General features: G+C 65.0%; 14 protein-coding genes. 8 read left to right on the forward strand and 6 right to left on the reverse strand.

All coding sequences use genetic code 11. The annotated features are described in order from the left end of the window. Window positions 1–353 precede the first annotated feature (353 nt). Entirely contained in the window at window positions 354–1,532 is a 1,179-nt protein-coding gene (locus HMPREF3167_RS07560) for an LCP family protein (RefSeq protein ID WP_068538801.1), read from the reverse strand. A 95-nt stretch (window positions 1,533–1,627) separates the two neighbouring features. Between HMPREF3167_RS07560 and HMPREF3167_RS07565 the strand changes: the two genes are divergently transcribed. Continuing rightward, window positions 1,628–2,509 (forward strand): glycosyltransferase family 2 protein, encoded by an 882-nt coding sequence (locus tag HMPREF3167_RS07565; protein ID WP_070446321.1) that lies wholly within the window; start codon window positions 1,628–1,630, stop codon window positions 2,507–2,509. A gap of 112 nt (window positions 2,510–2,621) precedes the next feature. Here the strand turns inward: HMPREF3167_RS07565 and HMPREF3167_RS07570 are convergent, their stop codons facing one another. From HMPREF3167_RS07570 to HMPREF3167_RS07585, 4 genes are read right to left on the reverse strand one after another with little or no spacing between them, the layout of a single operon-like run. Beyond that, complete coding sequence (locus tag HMPREF3167_RS07570) at window positions 2,622–3,539, reverse strand: glycosyltransferase family 2 protein (RefSeq protein WP_070446323.1); 918 nt, start codon at window positions 3,537–3,539, stop codon at window positions 2,622–2,624. After that, on the reverse strand, window positions 3,539–4,534 hold the full coding sequence (rfbB, locus tag HMPREF3167_RS07575; RefSeq protein ID WP_062613648.1) for a dTDP-glucose 4,6-dehydratase: 996 nt from the start codon (window positions 4,532–4,534) through the stop codon (window positions 3,539–3,541). Before rfbB ends, HMPREF3167_RS07570 begins: the two co-directional genes overlap by 1 nt. Continuing rightward, entirely contained in the window at window positions 4,531–4,950 is a 420-nt protein-coding gene (locus HMPREF3167_RS07580; protein ID WP_062613647.1) for a DUF2304 domain-containing protein, read from the reverse strand. Before HMPREF3167_RS07580 ends, rfbB begins: the two co-directional genes overlap by 4 nt. A 2-nt stretch (window positions 4,951–4,952) precedes the next feature. Continuing rightward, window positions 4,953–5,660: a glycosyltransferase family 2 protein gene (locus HMPREF3167_RS07585; RefSeq protein ID WP_062613646.1), complete on the reverse strand. Its 708-nt coding sequence runs from the start codon at window positions 5,658–5,660 to the stop codon at window positions 4,953–4,955. A gap of 65 nt (window positions 5,661–5,725) precedes the next feature. Between HMPREF3167_RS07585 and HMPREF3167_RS07590 the strand changes: the two genes are divergently transcribed. The 3 genes from HMPREF3167_RS07590 to HMPREF3167_RS07600 are packed head-to-tail and all read left to right on the forward strand — an operon-like array spanning window position 5,726 to window position 8,414. Then, window positions 5,726–6,325 (forward strand): acyltransferase, encoded by a 600-nt coding sequence (locus HMPREF3167_RS07590; RefSeq protein ID WP_062613645.1) that lies wholly within the window; start codon window positions 5,726–5,728, stop codon window positions 6,323–6,325. Window positions 6,326–6,327: 2 nt separating this feature from the next. After that, entirely contained in the window at window positions 6,328–7,428 is a 1,101-nt protein-coding gene (locus HMPREF3167_RS07595; protein WP_062613644.1) for a DegT/DnrJ/EryC1/StrS family aminotransferase, read from the forward strand. Continuing rightward, window positions 7,428–8,414, forward strand: coding sequence for a Gfo/Idh/MocA family protein (locus HMPREF3167_RS07600; RefSeq protein WP_062613643.1), 987 nt, complete (start codon window positions 7,428–7,430; stop codon window positions 8,412–8,414). The genes HMPREF3167_RS07595 and HMPREF3167_RS07600 overlap by 1 nt, the downstream gene beginning before the upstream one ends. A 109-nt stretch (window positions 8,415–8,523) precedes the next feature. Here the strand turns inward: HMPREF3167_RS07600 and HMPREF3167_RS09695 are convergent, their stop codons facing one another. Continuing rightward, complete coding sequence (locus HMPREF3167_RS09695; RefSeq protein ID WP_148132424.1) at window positions 8,524–9,537, reverse strand: glycosyltransferase family 4 protein; 1,014 nt, start codon at window positions 9,535–9,537, stop codon at window positions 8,524–8,526. 168 nt (window positions 9,538–9,705) lie between these two features. Between HMPREF3167_RS09695 and HMPREF3167_RS07610 the strand changes: the two genes are divergently transcribed. The 4 genes from HMPREF3167_RS07610 to HMPREF3167_RS07625 all read left to right on the forward strand — a co-directional run bounded on the left by HMPREF3167_RS07610 (window position 9,706) and on the right by HMPREF3167_RS07625 (window position 16,227). Continuing rightward, on the forward strand, window positions 9,706–10,980 hold the full coding sequence (locus HMPREF3167_RS07610; RefSeq protein ID WP_062613641.1) for a glycosyltransferase: 1,275 nt from the start codon (window positions 9,706–9,708) through the stop codon (window positions 10,978–10,980). Between the two features lie 64 nt (window positions 10,981–11,044). Next, window positions 11,045–12,652 carry an asparagine synthetase B family protein gene (locus HMPREF3167_RS07615; RefSeq protein ID WP_070446327.1) on the forward strand — a complete coding sequence of 536 codons (1,608 nt, stop codon included), beginning with the start codon at window positions 11,045–11,047 and terminating at the stop codon, window positions 12,650–12,652. Between the two features lie 41 nt (window positions 12,653–12,693). Next, window positions 12,694–13,935 carry a lipopolysaccharide biosynthesis protein gene (locus HMPREF3167_RS07620; protein WP_236698675.1) on the forward strand — a complete coding sequence of 414 codons (1,242 nt, stop codon included), beginning with the start codon at window positions 12,694–12,696 and terminating at the stop codon, window positions 13,933–13,935. Between the two features lie 225 nt (window positions 13,936–14,160). Further along, window positions 14,161–16,227 (forward strand): DUF6541 family protein, encoded by a 2,067-nt coding sequence (locus tag HMPREF3167_RS07625; protein WP_148132426.1) that lies wholly within the window; start codon window positions 14,161–14,163, stop codon window positions 16,225–16,227. Window positions 16,228–16,283: the final 56 nt, after the last annotated feature.

Below are 16,283 nucleotides of genomic sequence, written 5' to 3' on the forward strand. Positions count from 1 at the left end.
CCCGGCGCCCGGACGGGGGTCGACGACGCGCGAGCGCTCGGCCCGCGCTCGCTGCTGGCCCTGGGGCGGGAACGCCGGGGGTGGAGCCTGATCGGACGCCGAGTCGGACGCGCCGGAAACGGGCGCGAACGAGGCCGGGCGGGCGTCGTCGGCAAACGCGGAACGACGCACGGGCCGCCGGGGTGCACCCGCAGCGCGACTGGGGCTACTGGAGGGCCTGTCACCACGCGGCTGGCCCTGGCGCCCCCGGCTTTCGCGACCCTGGCCCTCGAGACCTTGGCCGACCGGGCGGGCACCCTCAACGGAGGGGCGCTGACGGCGATTGCGGGGTTCGAACGACGGTGGCTGGCTCATCAGTCCTCCAAGCGCAGGCCCCCGCCGATGGCCTGCTGGAACGCGTTGATCTCGTCCTCGGTGCCTTTGAGGATCGGGCTATCCGTGTTGGCGTCGTTGGTCACTTCGGGCAGCGGCTGGTCGTTGCGGAGGGCCTCCCACACGGCGGCGGCGGCGGCGGCCGGGCGCACGCGGTTGCCCTCCGGGTAGAACGGCATCGTCACGAAGTTGACGTTGTCGAGTGAGAGCCCGCGCAGGGAGTAGGCGAGCCCGCCCAGGTAGGTGATGGAACCGAGGCTGGGGGAGACGTCGATGTTTTCGGTGACGTCACTCAGCACACCGTAGAGCGTGGGCAGGTCGGAGACGATGTTGAGAGATAGGGCCTTGGAGATGATCGCCTCGACCATCTGCTGCTGGCGGCCGATGCGGCTGATGTCGGAGCCGTCGCCCAACGACTTACGGGCGCGGGCCAGGGCGAGCGCCTGCTCGCCGTCGAGCACCTGGCACCCGGCCTCGAGGTGCAGGCCCGCCGCCTGGTCCTCCGCGGGCTCGGACAAGCAGACGTTCACGCCGCCCAGAGTGTTGACGATGTCCTGGAAGGAAGCGAAGTCGATGACCACGAAGCCGTCGATGTATACGTCCGACATTTCCTCGAGCGTGCGGATCGTGCAGGCCGCGGCGCCTGCCACGTCGCCCGACTGCCCGCCGATCGAAAACGCCGAATTGAACATCGCATCGTACTGCTCGTAGCTGCGTGAGCCGTCCTTGAGGATGCAGGAGGGGATGGTGACCAGGGTGTCGCGCGGGATGGAGACCACGTCCACCCGCTGGCGGTCCGCCGAAATGTGCATGAGCATCGCCGTGTCCGAACGCATACCGGTGATGTAGCCGGCGGCGCCCGCCCCGTCCACGTCGCTAGCACCCTCGCGCACATCCGAACCCAGGATGAGAATGTTGAGCGGCCGGCCTGCCGATTCGTCCGCGGGCTCCTGGGGGGTGGGGCGCTCGTTCGGTTCGAAGTAGTGGCCGACCTCCTGGACCTTCAGGTTGCCCTGGAGGTTCTGGTAAAGAAAAGCGGCCGCCGAGCCCACGGTGAGCAGGAAGGCGAGGAGGACGACGAGCACCCAGCGGAGTACGGGGACATCGCTCCCGGCCAGGGAGCGATGTGACGGGCCGCGCTTAGCGGGTGCAGATATCATGTGTCGATCATAGCGGCCGGCGCGCGAGGTATTCATCAGCCCGGGGAATGTGCGTCGTGTTTAACGCCCGCGCGCGCGTTGGCTAAGGTGGGGGTATGGCAGGTAACGAGCACGATTCGGTCCTCATCCGCGTGGTGAGTGTGGCGTTCAACCCCGGCGATGAGCTGACCCAACTGCTCGACTCGCTCCCTGCCGCCGTGGGGGATACGGCCTTCGAGGCCGTCGTGGTGAATAACGGCTCGGCCACCCCCGCGCTCGACGCCGCCCGCTCGCGTGCCACCGTGATCGACGCGCCCGCAAACCTCGGCTATGGCAAGGCCAACAACCTGGGCGCTCGCGGGTTTACCGGGCCTTGGCTCCTTATCGTCAATCCTGACGTCCGGCTCGAGCCCGGGAGCGTTGCACGCATGATCGGCGCGGCGGCGAACTACCCGCGCGGCGGTGCGTTCGCTCCCAAGATCATGACGCCCGAGGGCGAGGTCTATCCCTCGGTGCGGCAGTTCCCCCGGCTGGTTGCCGGCACCGGGCATGCGCTCTTCGGGCGAGTGTGGCCGGGCAACCCGTGGACCGCGCGCTACCACGCGAACGGTGCCACCGGCTCCACTCACCCCGTGGACTGGCTCTCTGGCGCCTGTCTGCTCATCCGCCGCGAGGCCTTCGAGGATGTGGGCGGGTTCGACGTGGACTTCTTCATGTTTTTCGAGGACACGATGCTGGGGGAGGACCTTGCGCGCGCCGGCTGGCAGCGGGTTTTCGTTCACGACGCCATGGCCGTCCACGACCAGGGCAAATCCTGGCGGGAGCGGCCTGAACCCATGATGCGCGAACATCACCGGTCGGCCTACCGGTACCTGGCGAAGGTATACGACAGGCCGTGGCAGGCACCCCTGCGCGCCGCGATCAAGGCGGGGCTGAAGGTGCGGCTGGCGCGGGAGTTGCGGGCGCAGCGGCAGACCTCGGCGCATGTGTCACACTAATTACGTATGTGCAACGGCAAAAAGCGGTTTATTGGTGTTGCATATTGCGGATTAACGTTGCATCCGTGGGAGGCTGGCGGCTGGTTGCCACGGAGGTCCGGCAACGAGCCGGCTAGCGGGGGCCGCCCCGGCCAAGGAGCCCGTCGCGCAGGCCGGCGGCCAACTGGGTGATGCGTTCAGCCCGGCGGTCGGCGACTAGGGAGTGGAAGGCGGCGAACTTCGCCAGCCACACCACGTAGCCTGTCCGCCAGTGCCAGGGCAGGAGCCCTGAGCGCAGCAGGAAGATCGTGTTGCGAGCCAGGTAGTAGCAGCGGATGGGACCGTGGACGTGCACGGGTTGGGTGCGCCCGGGCAGCTGGACGGTTGCGTCCCCCAGCGAGTGTTCGAGCTTGGCGCCCGTGTCCACCACCATCCGGTAGCCGCGCTTGCGAGCGCGCAGGCACCACTCGAGGTCGACGTGGTCGATGAAGTAGGCCTCGTTCATCGGGCCCACCTCCTCCAGAACCCGCATGGGAATGAGGCACCCGGAGGCCAGGAGAAAGGCGGCCTCCACGGCGGGCTGGGCCAGCTCCTCGGCGCTCGCGCGCCGCGGCCCCCAGCGCCGGTCCACGTAGACCAGCTCGTCCCCTCCGGGCTTGTTCTCCGCGATGTATGGGCCCACCGCCCCGATCGGCGCGCCCGTGCCGCCCGTTGCCTCAGCCCCCGTCCCGCGCTCCAGGCGGTCGACGAGCTTGGCGACCATTCGTGCGTCGGGAAGGGAATCCTGGTCGGAGAGCAGCACGTAGTCGACGCCGAGCTTGCGGGCCCGCAGGATCCCGACGTTTTGGGCGTGGGCGATGCCGGTGTTGGTGCCCAGCTCGATGAGCTGCGCCCCCGCGCGTCGTACAGCGTCGGCGATCTCGGCGAGGGCCGCGGGCGCCGAGCCGTTGTCCACCACGACCACCGCGCACTGCCGCGCCAACGCCTCAATGAGGGCGGCAGTGCGCGCATCCGGGCCGTACGTGACGACGACGGCCGCGGCGGACCCCACTACTGGCCGGCCTTGCGGTACTTGGCTTCGACCTCGGCCTTCTGGTGGCGCCACCAGTCCTCGTGGTTCTTGTACCAGGAGATGGTGTCGCGCAGGCCGTCGCGGAAGTCGGTGAAGGTGGGCTGCCAGCCGAGCTCGGACACCAGCTGGGTGTTGTCGATGGCGTAGCGCTGGTCGTGGCCGGGGCGGTCGGCCACGTGGTCGAAGTCGTCTCGGTCGTAGCCGAACTCCTCGAGGATGAGCTGGGTGACCTCCAGGTTCGTCTTCTCCCCGTTCGCGCCGATTAGGTACGTCTCCCCGATGCGGCCCTTGTTGATGATGTCCCACACGGCGGTGTTGTGGTCGTGGACGTGGATCCAGTCGCGGATCTGCTCGCCCGTGCCGTACACGCGGGGCTTGACCCCGTCGATCAGGTTGGTGATCGTGCGGGGGATGAACTTCTCGATGTGTTGGTAGGGCCCGTAGTTGTTCGAGCAGTTCGACAGGGTGGCCTCGATGCCGAAAGAGCGCACCCAGGCGCGCACCAGGTGGTCCGAGGATGCCTTGGAGGCGGAGTAGGGGGAGGAGGGCACGTACGGGTCGCCCGCCTTGAACTTGCGGTCCTCGCCGATCTCCAGGTCGCCGTAGACCTCGTCGGTGGAAATGTGGTGAAGGCGCCCACCGTGGCGGCGTAGCGCCTCGAGGATCTGGTAGGTGCCGATGATGTTGGACTGGATGAAGGGCCACGGGTCGCGTAGCGAGTTGTCGTTGTGTGATTCGGCGGCGAAGTGCACGACGACGTCGGCCTCGGCCACGAGCGGGTCGATGACGTCGGGGTCGGAGATGTCGCCCTTAACCAGCTTCACGCCCGCCCCGAGCATCTCAATTGAGTCCTTATTTCCCGCGTAGGTGAGCTTGTCGATGACCGTGACGTCGGCGTTGCGAAGCTCGGATGCGGTGTAGTTGACGAAGTTGGCGCCGATGAAGCCTGCGCCGCCGGTGACCAGTACCTTCATTTTTCTTCCTCCTCCTCGAGGGTTTCGCCGTGGAGGATGGCCTCCGCGGGATCGGTGGCGGGCGTGAATTCGCCAGCCCGGGTGATCGTTTCAGGGTGTGTGCGGGCCACCGCCAACTCGCGGGCCAGGTCTACCAGTCGGTTTTCCAGGATGACCATGCGCCGGTAGGAGACCACGGAGTAGGACAGGAAGGCGATGATCGTCAGGTACAGCAGCAGGTCCACCCCGCGCCCGACTCCCACGAAGTGCGCCACTTTCGTGGTGATCTGCGGGAAAACAATGGTGGCGACGGCGAGGGCGACGAACACGAGCAGGAGTAGGCGGCGCAGTGCCACGTTCTTCGTGTCCTGCGTGCCGCGCACGAGGTACACGGCCGCCACGAGGACAACCGCGAGGAGGATGAGCTTGATCAGCATGTTTATCGGCTCTCTGTCGGTGCGAAGATCATGTCGGTCAGGATGTTGACGCCGTTGAGCAGGCTCTGACCCTTAGAACGAGAATAGTCGGTGTAGTCGATTGTCACGGGCTCTTCAGCCCACGGCAAGCCCATGGAGGCGAGCTGGTTGATGATCTGGGAGGCGTGGGCCATGCGGTGCATGGTGAGGTCGAGCCGGGTGGCGGCGTCGCGGCGCAGTACTCGTAGGCCGTTGTGGGAGTCAGTGAGGTTCATGCCGGTGCGCGCCCGCGTGACCTTCGCGGCGGTTGAAAGCACGGCCTTCTTCAGCCACCCGGCCTGGTGTTCGCCGGTCAAGAAGCGAGAGCCGAGCACGAAGGCAAGGTCCTCGCGTTCGGCGCGCTCGATCATGCGAGCGGCGTCGGACGTGCGGTGCTGCCCGTCGGCGTCGAAGGTGACGATGTATTTGGCGTCGGTGTAGGTGAGCACCCACGTGATCCCGGTTTGGAGGGCGGCGCCTTGCCCGAGGTTGATGGGGTGGTCGACGACGACCGCGCCCGCGGCGCGCGCCAGCCGTGCCGAGTCGTCTTTCGAACCGTCGTTGACGCAGACGATGTTGGGGAAGGTCTGGCGTGCTTGGCGAACGACGTCGTAGATGACGGTCGCCTCGTTATACAGGGGGACCACGAGCCAACTCACCCGTGCTAAGTCCCGAAAGCCGGCGTCTTGCATGGGATATATTATTGCATAAGGTTCTACGAACCGATTTTTGTGCCTGCCAATACAAGGAGAAATGGATGGCAAAAGCGCGGATCGTTGATTCGGCTGACGTGTCGGATGAGGCGAAGATTGGCGATGGATCCAGTGTCTGGCATCTCGCTCAGGTTCGTGAGCACGCTGTCATTGGCGAAAACTGTGTGATTGGCCGCGGGGCCTACATCGGCGAGGGCGTCGAGATGGGCAACAACTGCAAGGTGCAGAACTACGCGCTCGTCTACGAGCCGGCCAAGCTGGCCGACGGCGTGTTCATTGGCCCGGCCGTGGTGCTCACCAACGATCACTACCCGCGTGCGGTGAACCCCGATGGCTCGTTGAAGTCTGCCTCCGACTGGGAGCAGGTGGGTGTGACGTTGGAGACCGGCGCGTCGGTGGGCGCCCGGTCCGTGTGCGTGGCTCCCGTGACGATCGGGGCGTGGTCGCTGGTGGCGGCTGGCTCGGTGGTCACTCGCGATGTGCCCCCGCACGCCATCGTGGCGGGTGTGCCGGCCAAGCAGATCGGCTGGGTCGGGCATGCCGGCGTCAAGCTGGAGGATGACGGGAACGGGATGTGGACGTGCCCCGCCACCGGAGATACTTACCAAGAATGTGACAACACAATCCGAAAGGTTGCTAAGTAAAAATGGAACGACAGATGATCCCGGCCGCCAAGCCGATCGTGGGCGAAGAGGAGCGCGCCGCGGTTGATGCGGTTCTCGCGTCCGGCATGCTGGCACAGGGCGCGGAGGTTGCCTCCTTCGAGCAGGAGTTTTCCGAGCAGCTCACCCCGGGCGCTGAGGTTGTGGCGGTCAATTCCGGCACCTCGGCCCTTCACATTGGCCTGCTGGCCTCAGGCATCGGCGAGGGCGACGAGGTCATCGTCCCGTCCTTCACTTTCGCGGCAACCGGCAACTCGGTGGCGTTGACCGGCGCGAGCCCCGTGTTCGCCGACATCGAGCCGGACTACTTCTGCCTCGATCCCGATTCGATCCGCGCCTCCATCACCGAGCGCACCAAGGGCATCATGCCCGTCCACCTGTACGGCCACCCGGCGAACATGGTGGAGATCCGCAAGATTGCCGAGGAGTTTGGCCTGCAGATCTTCGAGGACGCCGCCCAGGCTCACGGCGCGTCGCTGAACGGGGAGATGGTGGGCACCTTCGGTTCCTTCGCCGGCTTCTCGCTCTACCCCACGAAGAACATGACCTCCGGTGAGGGTGGCATGATCTCCACCAAGGATCCACAGATCGCCCGCCGCGCTCGCCTGCTGCGCAACCAGGGCATGGAGGTGCAGTACCAGAACGAGCTGGTGGGCCTCAACAACCGCATGACGAACATTCACGCCGCCATTGGCCGCGTGCAGCTGCGCAAACTTGAGGGCTGGACGAAGATCCGCCAGGAGAACGCCGCGTTCCTGAACGCTAACCTGGAGGGCGTCGTCGTGCCGCCGGTGGCCGAGGGTGCCGTGCACGTCTACCACCAGTACACCATTCGCGTGGCAGACGATCGCGATGGCTTCGCGAACGCCCTGCGCGAGGAGTACAAGGTGGGCTGCGGCGTGTACTACCCGATTCCGAACCACCGCCTGCCTTCGCTGGCGCACTTCGCACCGGGCCTGGAGCTGCCGAACACGGAGGCGGCCGCCAAGGAGGTCATCTCCCTGCCGGTGCACCCGTCGCTCAGCCAGGAGGACCTTGACCGGATCGTCGAGGCCGTCAACGCCGTGGCGAAGGCTGGTGCCTAATGACTTTGCGTTACGGACTGATCGGCCTGGGCTCGATGGGTCGCCACCACGCGCGCAACATTCGCGCGCTGGAGGGCGCCGAGCTGGTGGCCGTTGCTGACCCGTATGGGGACAAGTTTGGCGTGGCGGGGGACCTGGAGGTCCTTCCCGACGTCGACGCGCTGATTGACGCTGGCATCGACGCCGCCATGGTGGCCGTGCCCACCGGGCAGCACGCCGAGGTGGCCCTCAAGCTGGCGGAGGCCGGCGTTCACACGATGGTGGAAAAGCCGCTGGGCTCCACGATCGAGGAGGGCAAGGCGATGGTGCAGGCCTTTGAGTCCAAGGGGCTCGTGGGCGCGGTGGGCTACGTGGAACGCTGCAACCCGGCGCTGCTCGAGATGCGCCGCCGGATCGCCGAGGGCCAGCTGGGCAAGGTCTACCAGATCACCACCCGCCGCCAGTCGCCGTTCCCGGCGCGCATCGCGGACGTGGGCGTGGTCAAGGACCTGGCTACCCACGACGTCGACCTCACGGCGTGGGTTGCCGGCTCAAAGTACGCTTCCATCTCGGCTCAGACGGCGCACCGCGCCGAGCGCGAGTACGAGGATCTGGTGACGGCGTCCGGCAAGCTGGAGAACGGCGTGCTGGTTAACCACCTGGTCAACTGGCTCACCCCGTACAAGGAGCGCCAGACCGTGGTGCTGGGCGAGCACGGCGCGCTCGTGGCCGATACCACGATGGGCGACCTGACGTTCTACGAGAACGGCTCGCTGCCGCTCGGCTGGGATCAGATCTCCGCCTTCCGCGGCGTTTCCGAGGGCCAGGTGATCCGCTACGCGTTCGAAAAGCGCGAACCGCTGGCAGTGGAGCACGAGCATTTCCGGGACGCGATTCTGGGCAAGGGGTCGGAGCACGTGACGATGAAGGAGGCGCTGACCACCATGGAAGTGGTGCAGGCGATCCTGGATTCGGCCGCGGCGGACGGGGAGGTCCGGCACTTCTAGGCCACGAAGCAGATAGCTAGGAAGCAAAGGTGGGCGGGAGCTGGAGCTCCCGCCCACCTTTTGCTATGTGAGTGCGTTGAGTGCGGTTCCGCGCACGCTCTTAGAGCTCTTAGAGGTAGTGAGCGTAGCCTTCGAGGACGATGTCGAGTGCAGCGCTCGGGGAATGGTGGCGCTGCACCCATGCGTGGGTGTCGGCCGGGGTGGGGTTCTCAAGCGCGTCGCGCGTCAGGCGGGCTAGTGTCGCGACGTCGGCCGGGTCCACCGCCGTTCCGCCGAGTACGGGAGGGGAGAGGAGCGACGGGGCCGAGCCATCGTACCAGTCGGGATTGAGCGCCATGACGAGCGGGACGTTGAGGTCGAGGGAGTCGAGCTCGGAGGCGCCCATGATCCCGCTCTGTTGGCCGATCGCCAGCCTCGCCCCCGCAATCGTGGCGAGGTAGTCCGGGTAGGCCTGCTTCGGGATGAGCTCCACGCCCGCCGCGCGCGCTTGGCCAGAGTTTGGACCCCAGTCAATGCCCACGATCGCCGTTGAGTCGCCGAGTTCGCGGCGCAGCTCGCGGGCGAAGTCGATCTGATTCTGTCCGCCCTTAACGTCCTCCCAACGGGAGGCGAAGAACACGTAGTCGCGCCCGGCTAAGCCTGGTGCGGGCGTGCCCAGTGGCGTGGTGCTCGCCGCGACAGGAACGGGGACGAGGATCGCGTCCGCGCGGTGAGGCACCACATGCGCGCGGAGGTCGGGGGTCGAGTAGTAGACCACCGCCGCGCCGTCGATCGCGGCGAGGATGCGCGCGCGGTAGGCGGGCTTGTACTGCTGGGTACGGATGTCGGTGCCGTGCAGGTGGAGCGCGTAGGTGCGCAGCGCCCACTTCACGTGCGGCAGCGCGAGGGCGGAGTGCAGATGGATCAGCGGGTAGCGGGCCCGGGTGGCCGCGAAGCGGACCTCCCAGGCCAGGCCGCGTGCGGCCCGGTGAGCCTTCGTCGCAAGCGGGCTGGAGTGGACGGGTGTGCGCGCCCACTGGATCACCTTCCAGTCGTATCCGCGGTCGCGGGCCTTGCGGGCGAGGACGGTCGCGGTGAAGGCCGGGTCACCAAGGTGAAGCATTTTCTGCCACGTTGTAGTCATGGCTGTAGCCTAACCTGTCCGGCTGGCATGCCGGGCGAAGGCGGTGAGGAAATCAGATCCGGCCACACGTGTCTTTCGTGTTTGCGCCATCGTCTCAGCTGGTGCGATAAGATCGCCATCAACGGTGGACTGAGAGGACCGGTTGATCATATGGCGCGAGCTTTGGTTATGCTGACGGACAGTTTCCCCTTTAACGTAGGGGAGGAGTTCCTTGAGCAGGAAATTGATATCGTGTGCGAACAGTTCGACAAGGTGCTCATCATCCCCATGCGCACGCGTTCCGCCGACGCCAAGCAGACCCGGACCTTACCGCCCAACGCGGTGGCGGTGGCGCCAGATCCATCCGTTTCGCTACCGTGGTGGGTCACAACTGTGCTGAGGGTTCCGCAGGTGCTCATGCGGGCGCCGTCGTTATACGAGAACTGCCCGCTTACGGATCGCACCCGAGCGCTGATCGACGCCCGATTCTCGGCTAACGCCGTCGACCTGTTTAATCAGGTGCGCAAGATCATTTCCAAGGAGGTTCTCTCCCAGTTCGATTCCGTCGTCTTCTACGCCTACTGGCTGCACACCCCCGCGGCGGTGGGTGCGCTCATGCGCAAGTACCTCATGGCAGAGAGCCGCAGGGGCGTCGTCGTGAGCCGGGCACACGCCTACGACGTCGACGAGAAGGACTCGCGCTACGGCTACATTCCGGCGCGGCGCTTCCTCCTCGACGAACTGGATCACATTTATCCCATCAGCGACTACGCGGCGAGGTTCCTCACGAACCACGGGGAACGCAGGCCCGGACAGATCCAAGTCCGCCGACTCGGCGTGCCCGAGGTTCCGCTCGTCCACCGGACGCGCTCTCAGACCGTCTCCATTCTCTCCTGCTCGCACATGGCGCCCTACAAGCGGATCGACCTGATGACGGAGACGATCGGTGAACTCGAAAGGCGAGGATGGAACGTGCGCTGGCAACATATCGGGGAGTCCAATCCCGATCGCCTCGCCCATGCCAGGGAGCTCGCGGATCGGCTCTGTCCCCATTCGACGGTCGAGTTCCTCGGGCACCGGCCCAACGCGGAAGCGCGCCAGCGTTACGCCGACCCGTCCATTACGTTGTTTCTCAATACGTCGGACGGTGAGGGCGTGCCCGTCACGGTGATGGATGCGCTGGCCGCCGGCTTGCCCGTGGTGGCGACGTCGGCCGGCGGGACGGCCGAGGTCGTTCACGACGGCGTCAACGGCGTTATCGTTCCCGTCGAGACGAACGCCGCCGAGATCGCCGACGCGATCGAGAAGGTGGCGCGCGCTGACGACGCGGCCTATCAGCGAATGTGCGAGGCGGCGCGTCAGACCTGGTCGGAGATGTCGAACGCGCGTAAGCAATACGAGGACTTCGCCCGGCACCTGGCGGAGCTGTCACACGAGGCGGCACGCCGCGGCACATCGGCGTGAGGCCGCCGTGTCGGCGTCGCCACAGAAATAAGCGAAACGTGCCGGTGCCGGTAGGATCAAACCCATGTGTGCTGTAATCATCGCCGACGCCGAGAATTGGCTGCCCCTCGAGGGCCCCGCAGGCACCCTGTACTGGCGCGCCTCGCTTCGCGGCCAGGAACCCATCGGTATCCCGGACGGTGGCGAGCGCCTGGAAGAGTGGATCCGCCGTCAGGTAGGCAACTGGGCAGCGGCCTTCGTGACGGAGGATACGGCCTACCTCATGACGGATCAGGCGCGTTCCTTCCCCATTCACATCGCCTTGGGGTCGCCGACCGTGGTGTCATCCTCCATCGAAGCCATGCGCGCTCACATCCCATTCGTCCGTAACGAGCACGCGGCACAGGAGTTCCTCCACAGCGGGTACGTCCTCGGCGCCGACATGTTGGTCGACGGGGTGACGTCGCTACCGACGAGCACGCTGGCCGTGGTTCGTGGTGGGACGATCAGCCAGAAACAGTACGTCAACTTTTACCCCGAGCATTCGGCCGATTCTTCCTCCTTTTGGCGGGCGGTGAAAGAGGAACTTCTGCGCACGTATGCGGGTCTGCTTGCTCGCGCCGATGGCAGGCAGCTCCTCATCCCGCTTTCTGGCGGGATTGACTCGCGCCTGCAGCTGGCGATTCTTCGTGAACTCGACGCCCCGAACGTCCTCAACTTCACGTATGGGAAGGCCGGCTCCGCCGAGGCCGGCATTTCGCGGCGATCGGCGGACCTCGCGGGCTTCGACTGGATCTTTGTGGAGCAGGACGGCGAGCGTGTCGCCCAGGCCTGGAACAGTCCCGCCAACAACGGGTTTCTCCGCCGCGCCTGGGAAGGCAACGCCCTTCCGCACATCCAGGACTGGTATGCGCTCCGCAAGCTTCGCCAGCTGGACCAGGTTGAGGCAGACGCGATCGTGCTACCTGGGCACACGGTGGTGGGCAATCAACACCACGCTGAGCTCCTCCAGCCGGGTACCTCCGTCACGAAGGCCCAGCTTGCCCGCGCCGTCGCGGAGACCCATCTCTCCCTGAGACGCCGCCCGGATCGAGCCGTGGCGCGGGCCTACACCGCGGAGAAGATCTCGAGCTTCATCGATGCGCACTGGGGCGATGGGGATGCGCAGCGCCGCTCTGATCTGATGCACCATTTCAATCTGGATAACCGGCAGGCCAAGTACATCTCGAATTCCGTGCGAGCGTACGAGCATTTCGGCTTCGACTGGGCTATGCCCATGTACGAGCGGTCTTTCCATGAGCTGTGGCTATCCGGGCCCTTTGGTGTTTATAGCCCGGATCGCGCCGAGTATCGTGAGTTTACCAACGCCTGGTTCGCAAAGACCACGGGCGAGGAGCTCGAGTATTTTCATGTTGCCACGGCACCCAGAGTGTCGCGAGGGCGGGCCGAGCTCCTGGCGATCGCCAAGAAACTGAAGCTGGTTGAGAAGGTGAATCGTCTGAAATCCGTCAAAACCCAGCTCAATCACCCGATGGGCTTTGAGGGATTTGCTCGAGGCACCTCCACGGGGATGCTCGCTTGGAAACTCTTGCGAGGCGAGACCCTCATGGGCGTTTTCGCCGAGGAGTTCCTGAGCAATACATGGGTGCCGGAACAGGATGTGGTTCCCGACTCGCGGGGAGGGACGCAGTGAGGGCATGGCGGTGGGCGACCAATCAGCTAGAGCACCGGCCCGTGTTCAAAAACGTTCTCGTCCTGTTGACGGGGTCCACTCTCGCTCAACTCATCGCGATCCTCATCTCGCTGTTGACGGCCCGCATCTTCTCCCCGGAAGACTTTGGCGCCTTCGCGATCTACGGCTCGATCACCGGCGTCGTGACCGCTATAGCCAGCCTGCGCTACGACATGACGATCGTGCTTCCGGACTCGGATGAGGAAGCGCGGGTAGTTGGCAAGCTCGCGACTCGGATCAACGTCATCATCTCGGTCGCGTTCGCGCTGGCAGCTGTATTCCTGCGCAACTGGGTGTTCGACCTCTGGGGAAACCGGGTCGTGGCCGACTGGTTGCCCGTTGGCGGGCTCAGCATCTTCCTCGTCGCTCAGGTTACCATCCTGCAGTATTGGCACAACCGGACGCGTAACTACAAGGCCATCTCCATCAACCGGGTCGAGCAGACCGTGGGCTCCGCGGGCGGACAGCTCGGCTTCGGGGTAGCGGGGATGGTATCGATGCAGGGCCTCCTGTTTGGAACGCTCGTGGGGCAGGCCTGGGCCTTCTTCCGGCTGAACGCGAAAGCGAAGGATTTCCGCCAGCCCGTGGGGGAGGACGCCCCCTCGCTGGCGTACGTGGCGAAGAAGTATAAAAAGATGCCACTGCTGAACCTGCCTAACGCGCTTGTTGACGCGGTGCGGGTCAACGGCATTCAGATGCTCGTGGGGCTCGTGGCCGTGAGCGGGTTGGGCCAGTTCAACCTTGCGTGGCGGACTCTGCAGGTTCCCATCGGGCTCATCAACGGAGCCATCTCCCAGGTCTTCTACCGGGAACTTGCAGCGATCAAACCGGGAGGAATGAGGCTTCTGGTGGGGAGGACCACATTGCGCTCGGCCGTGTTCGGAATCCCTCCCTTCATCGCGCTGTACATCGTCTCGCCGTGGCTGTTCACCTTTGTCTTCGGTCCGCAGTGGGACCAAGCGGGCGATTTCGCGCGGGCTCTCACCCCTTGGCTGGCGCTTCAGCTCATTACCTCGCCGATCTCGACCGTATTCGTGGTCACCTCGAAGCAACAATGGCTTCTCGCCTTCTCCGTGGTCTTCGCCGCCGCGCCCCTGGCACTCCTGGCGATCAACCCGTTTGGGCTCCTCGGAACGATCGCCGCGATGAGCTGGATGATGGCGGGATTGCTGGGATTCATGATTGTGATGGCGCTATGGGCGGCACGCGATTTTGACCGGACTGCGGACAGCTCCGAGGCGTGAGGGCAACCCAGCGCTTCCCTTCCCCGGGCGGCCAGCTAGGCAGCTTCGCGCGCACGGGTCAGCCACGCGGGAGGCTAGCTAATCTCACACCGCGTACAGCGGCGACATGATTGAGGACGGCTACCTCGTGGAGCAGACTAAAACAAGCAAAGCACGAACAGAGATGGAGAAACTGTGGGGTATCTGGGCACCTGGGCTGGCTACGCTGGCCTTTTTCTGGCGCTGATGGCGGTTGTTTTTCTACCCGGTTACATCGCTCTCCGCTTCCTCCGCTTCCCGCGCTTCGGCTCGTTTGCCCTGGCGCCGGCCTGGACGATGGCGATCGTCGGCATTGGCGCAATTGTCCTCAACGACGGTGACGTGGGCTGGAATCGCGCAAGTTTCGCGCTCCTGTCTGTGCTGGTGATCTTGATATGTGCGATCGTGCGACGTCACGTATCCGCGGTGTTTGGTGCGGATAGAGCTCCCTATGGCGCATATCCGCGAAAGACCATGGCGGTGGCCATCGGCCTCCCGGTGGCGGTGTTGCTGGTCATGCTGGCCCCGATCCTGATCCTCATGGATCCCACGGTTCCCAGCTGGAGCCCGGATCCGATGTTCCACTACAACGGTGTGAACGCCGTGTTGCTCAGAGAGAACGCCTCCATGTTCGGTGCGATGGACACGAACCACGGCATCCGGGTTGCGGGTACCGTCTACCCCTCCGTGTGGCACGGGATCGTCTCCCTTGTGGCCGCGACTGGAACAATTGTGCCTGCCTCGCACGTCCTGGCCTTCGTGGTGATTCCGATCATCTGGGTGGTCGGCATGAGTTATCTCGCAACCAAGGCACTTCCGTACCACCCAATCGCCGCGATGCTCGTGCCAGTCATGTTGCTCGCTTTCCCCATATTTCCGGGATACCTTACCGTGGTTAACGGCTTGTGGCCGAATTCCCTGGCGCTTGCCGCCACCCCGGCCGTGATGGGTGCGGTGGTCGCGGCGTATCACCGTTACCGTTGGGGAGGAAGGCAGAATGCCAAGGAGATCCTCCTCCTCTCGGTAGCTGTGGTGGCCGTCGGAGTTGTCGGCGTGGCGGCGGCGCACCCCTCGACCGCCTTCACCCTCGGCTGGATAGCGATCCCGGCAGTCATCATGGTTGTCGTGCATGCCATGCGTGATCGGCTAAACGCTATGCAGGGCCGCAAGGGAATCTTGCTCACCGTCCTGGTGGTCCTGGCGATGGTAGCCGCTCTCGCCCTCGCGCTCAGTTCGTCAATCGTGCGTGACTATCTCGGCCGGAGTATGCCGCGTGGCTGGGACGATGTTTCGGCGCGGCTCGTGTCAGCGCTCGCCGTCTGGCCCGTCGGCAGGAATCCCATCGTGCTAGCCGGTGCGAGCATCGTCATGGTATCCGCAATTGTGATAGGGCTGCGTGTAGTGATCCGCCGACGCCACCTCTATTGGATCGCCCTAGCATGGGTGATGCAAACGCTCCTGATCCTCGGCGCGTTCTTCCCCCTCGGCCCGCTCACTTCGGTGGCCGGCCTGTGGTATCACAATGCCTACCGGCTCTTCGCCGTCCAGGTGATCTTCCTGGCACTCATCCTTGCGCTTGCCGCCTCCGAGGTGATCGGCTGGCTTTCCAGGTTCGCAACCAAGGGTGCCCCGGCGCGCTCGATGAGCGCTCAGACGGACGTGATCGCTCGGCGTCCCGCGTTTGTCGGTGGCATGGCGGCCGCTCTGATCGTCGTTCTGTTCTGCGCGTCGTTTGTGTACAACAAGCCCACGGTGTACGCGCAAGCCAAACCGAAATTCGGTGCGGATCAGATTCTCAAATCACGTGCCGAGCTGGACTTCATCGCTCACTTGGATGACTACATTCCGAAGCGCTCCATCGTGGTGGGCGATCCGACCTCGGGCATCGCCTATGCGCCGGCGTTCGGGCCGATCGATTCAGTCTTCTCCTCGATCGTCGTTCGCAACGTTGACGTCGAGGGCAAGATCCTAGCCAATGGTTTGAGGAGTATCGAGTACGACCCCCGGGTCTGCCAGGTGCTGAACGCCTACGGCATCAACTACTACTATGAGGACGCTCCCATTACATACCAGGGCATCAACGGTGCTGAATCAGTGCCCGGCCTGCACTCGGTGGACACGTCCAACGGCTATTTCCACCTGGTGGCGGAGGTCGACGGAGCTCGATTGTGGCAGATCACCGGCTGCCCTGGGCGAGCCGAGGCTCCGAACTGGTGGAATGTCCGAGACCGGAGGCTATCCGTGATTCAGCCTCCGTTGGATTCCGTGCGCTAGAGCGCATAAGAATGGGTCCGCGTTGCCACGGCAACGCGGACCCAGCCGATGTGCGG

It is taken from the genome of Trueperella sp. HMSC08B05, assembly GCF_001808405.1.
Taxonomy (GTDB): Bacteria; Actinomycetota; Actinomycetes; order Actinomycetales; family Actinomycetaceae; genus Trueperella; species Trueperella bernardiae.

What these genes read in the sequence shown, in the direction of transcription:
- HMPREF3167_RS07590 (WP_062613645.1), top strand. Translation starts at nt 5,726, where the DNA reads ATGGCAAAAGCGCGGATCGTTGATTCGGCTGACGTGTCGGATGAGGCG.
- HMPREF3167_RS09695 (WP_148132424.1), bottom strand. Translation starts at nt 9,537, where the DNA reads ATGACTACAACGTGGCAGAAAATGCTTCACCTTGGTGACCCGGCCTTC.
- HMPREF3167_RS07610 (WP_062613641.1), top strand. Translation starts at nt 9,706, where the DNA reads ATGCTGACGGACAGTTTCCCCTTTAACGTAGGGGAGGAGTTCCTTGAG.
- HMPREF3167_RS07615 (WP_070446327.1), top strand. Translation starts at nt 11,045, where the DNA reads ATGTGTGCTGTAATCATCGCCGACGCCGAGAATTGGCTGCCCCTCGAG.
- HMPREF3167_RS07560 (WP_068538801.1), bottom strand. Translation starts at nt 1,532, where the DNA reads ATGATATCTGCACCCGCTAAGCGCGGCCCGTCACATCGCTCCCTGGCC.
- rfbB (WP_062613648.1), bottom strand. Translation starts at nt 4,534, where the DNA reads ATGAAGGTACTGGTCACCGGCGGCGCAGGCTTCATCGGCGCCAACTTC.
- HMPREF3167_RS07585 (WP_062613646.1), bottom strand. Translation starts at nt 5,660, where the DNA reads ATGCAAGACGCCGGCTTTCGGGACTTAGCACGGGTGAGTTGGCTCGTG.
- HMPREF3167_RS07580 (WP_062613647.1), bottom strand. Translation starts at nt 4,950, where the DNA reads ATGCTGATCAAGCTCATCCTCCTCGCGGTTGTCCTCGTGGCGGCCGTG.
- HMPREF3167_RS07565 (WP_070446321.1), top strand. Translation starts at nt 1,628, where the DNA reads ATGGCAGGTAACGAGCACGATTCGGTCCTCATCCGCGTGGTGAGTGTG.
- HMPREF3167_RS07625 (WP_148132426.1), top strand. Translation starts at nt 14,161, where the DNA reads ATGGCGGTTGTTTTTCTACCCGGTTACATCGCTCTCCGCTTCCTCCGC.
- HMPREF3167_RS07595 (WP_062613644.1), top strand. Translation starts at nt 6,328, where the DNA reads ATGGAACGACAGATGATCCCGGCCGCCAAGCCGATCGTGGGCGAAGAG.
- HMPREF3167_RS07600 (WP_062613643.1), top strand. Translation starts at nt 7,428, where the DNA reads ATGACTTTGCGTTACGGACTGATCGGCCTGGGCTCGATGGGTCGCCAC.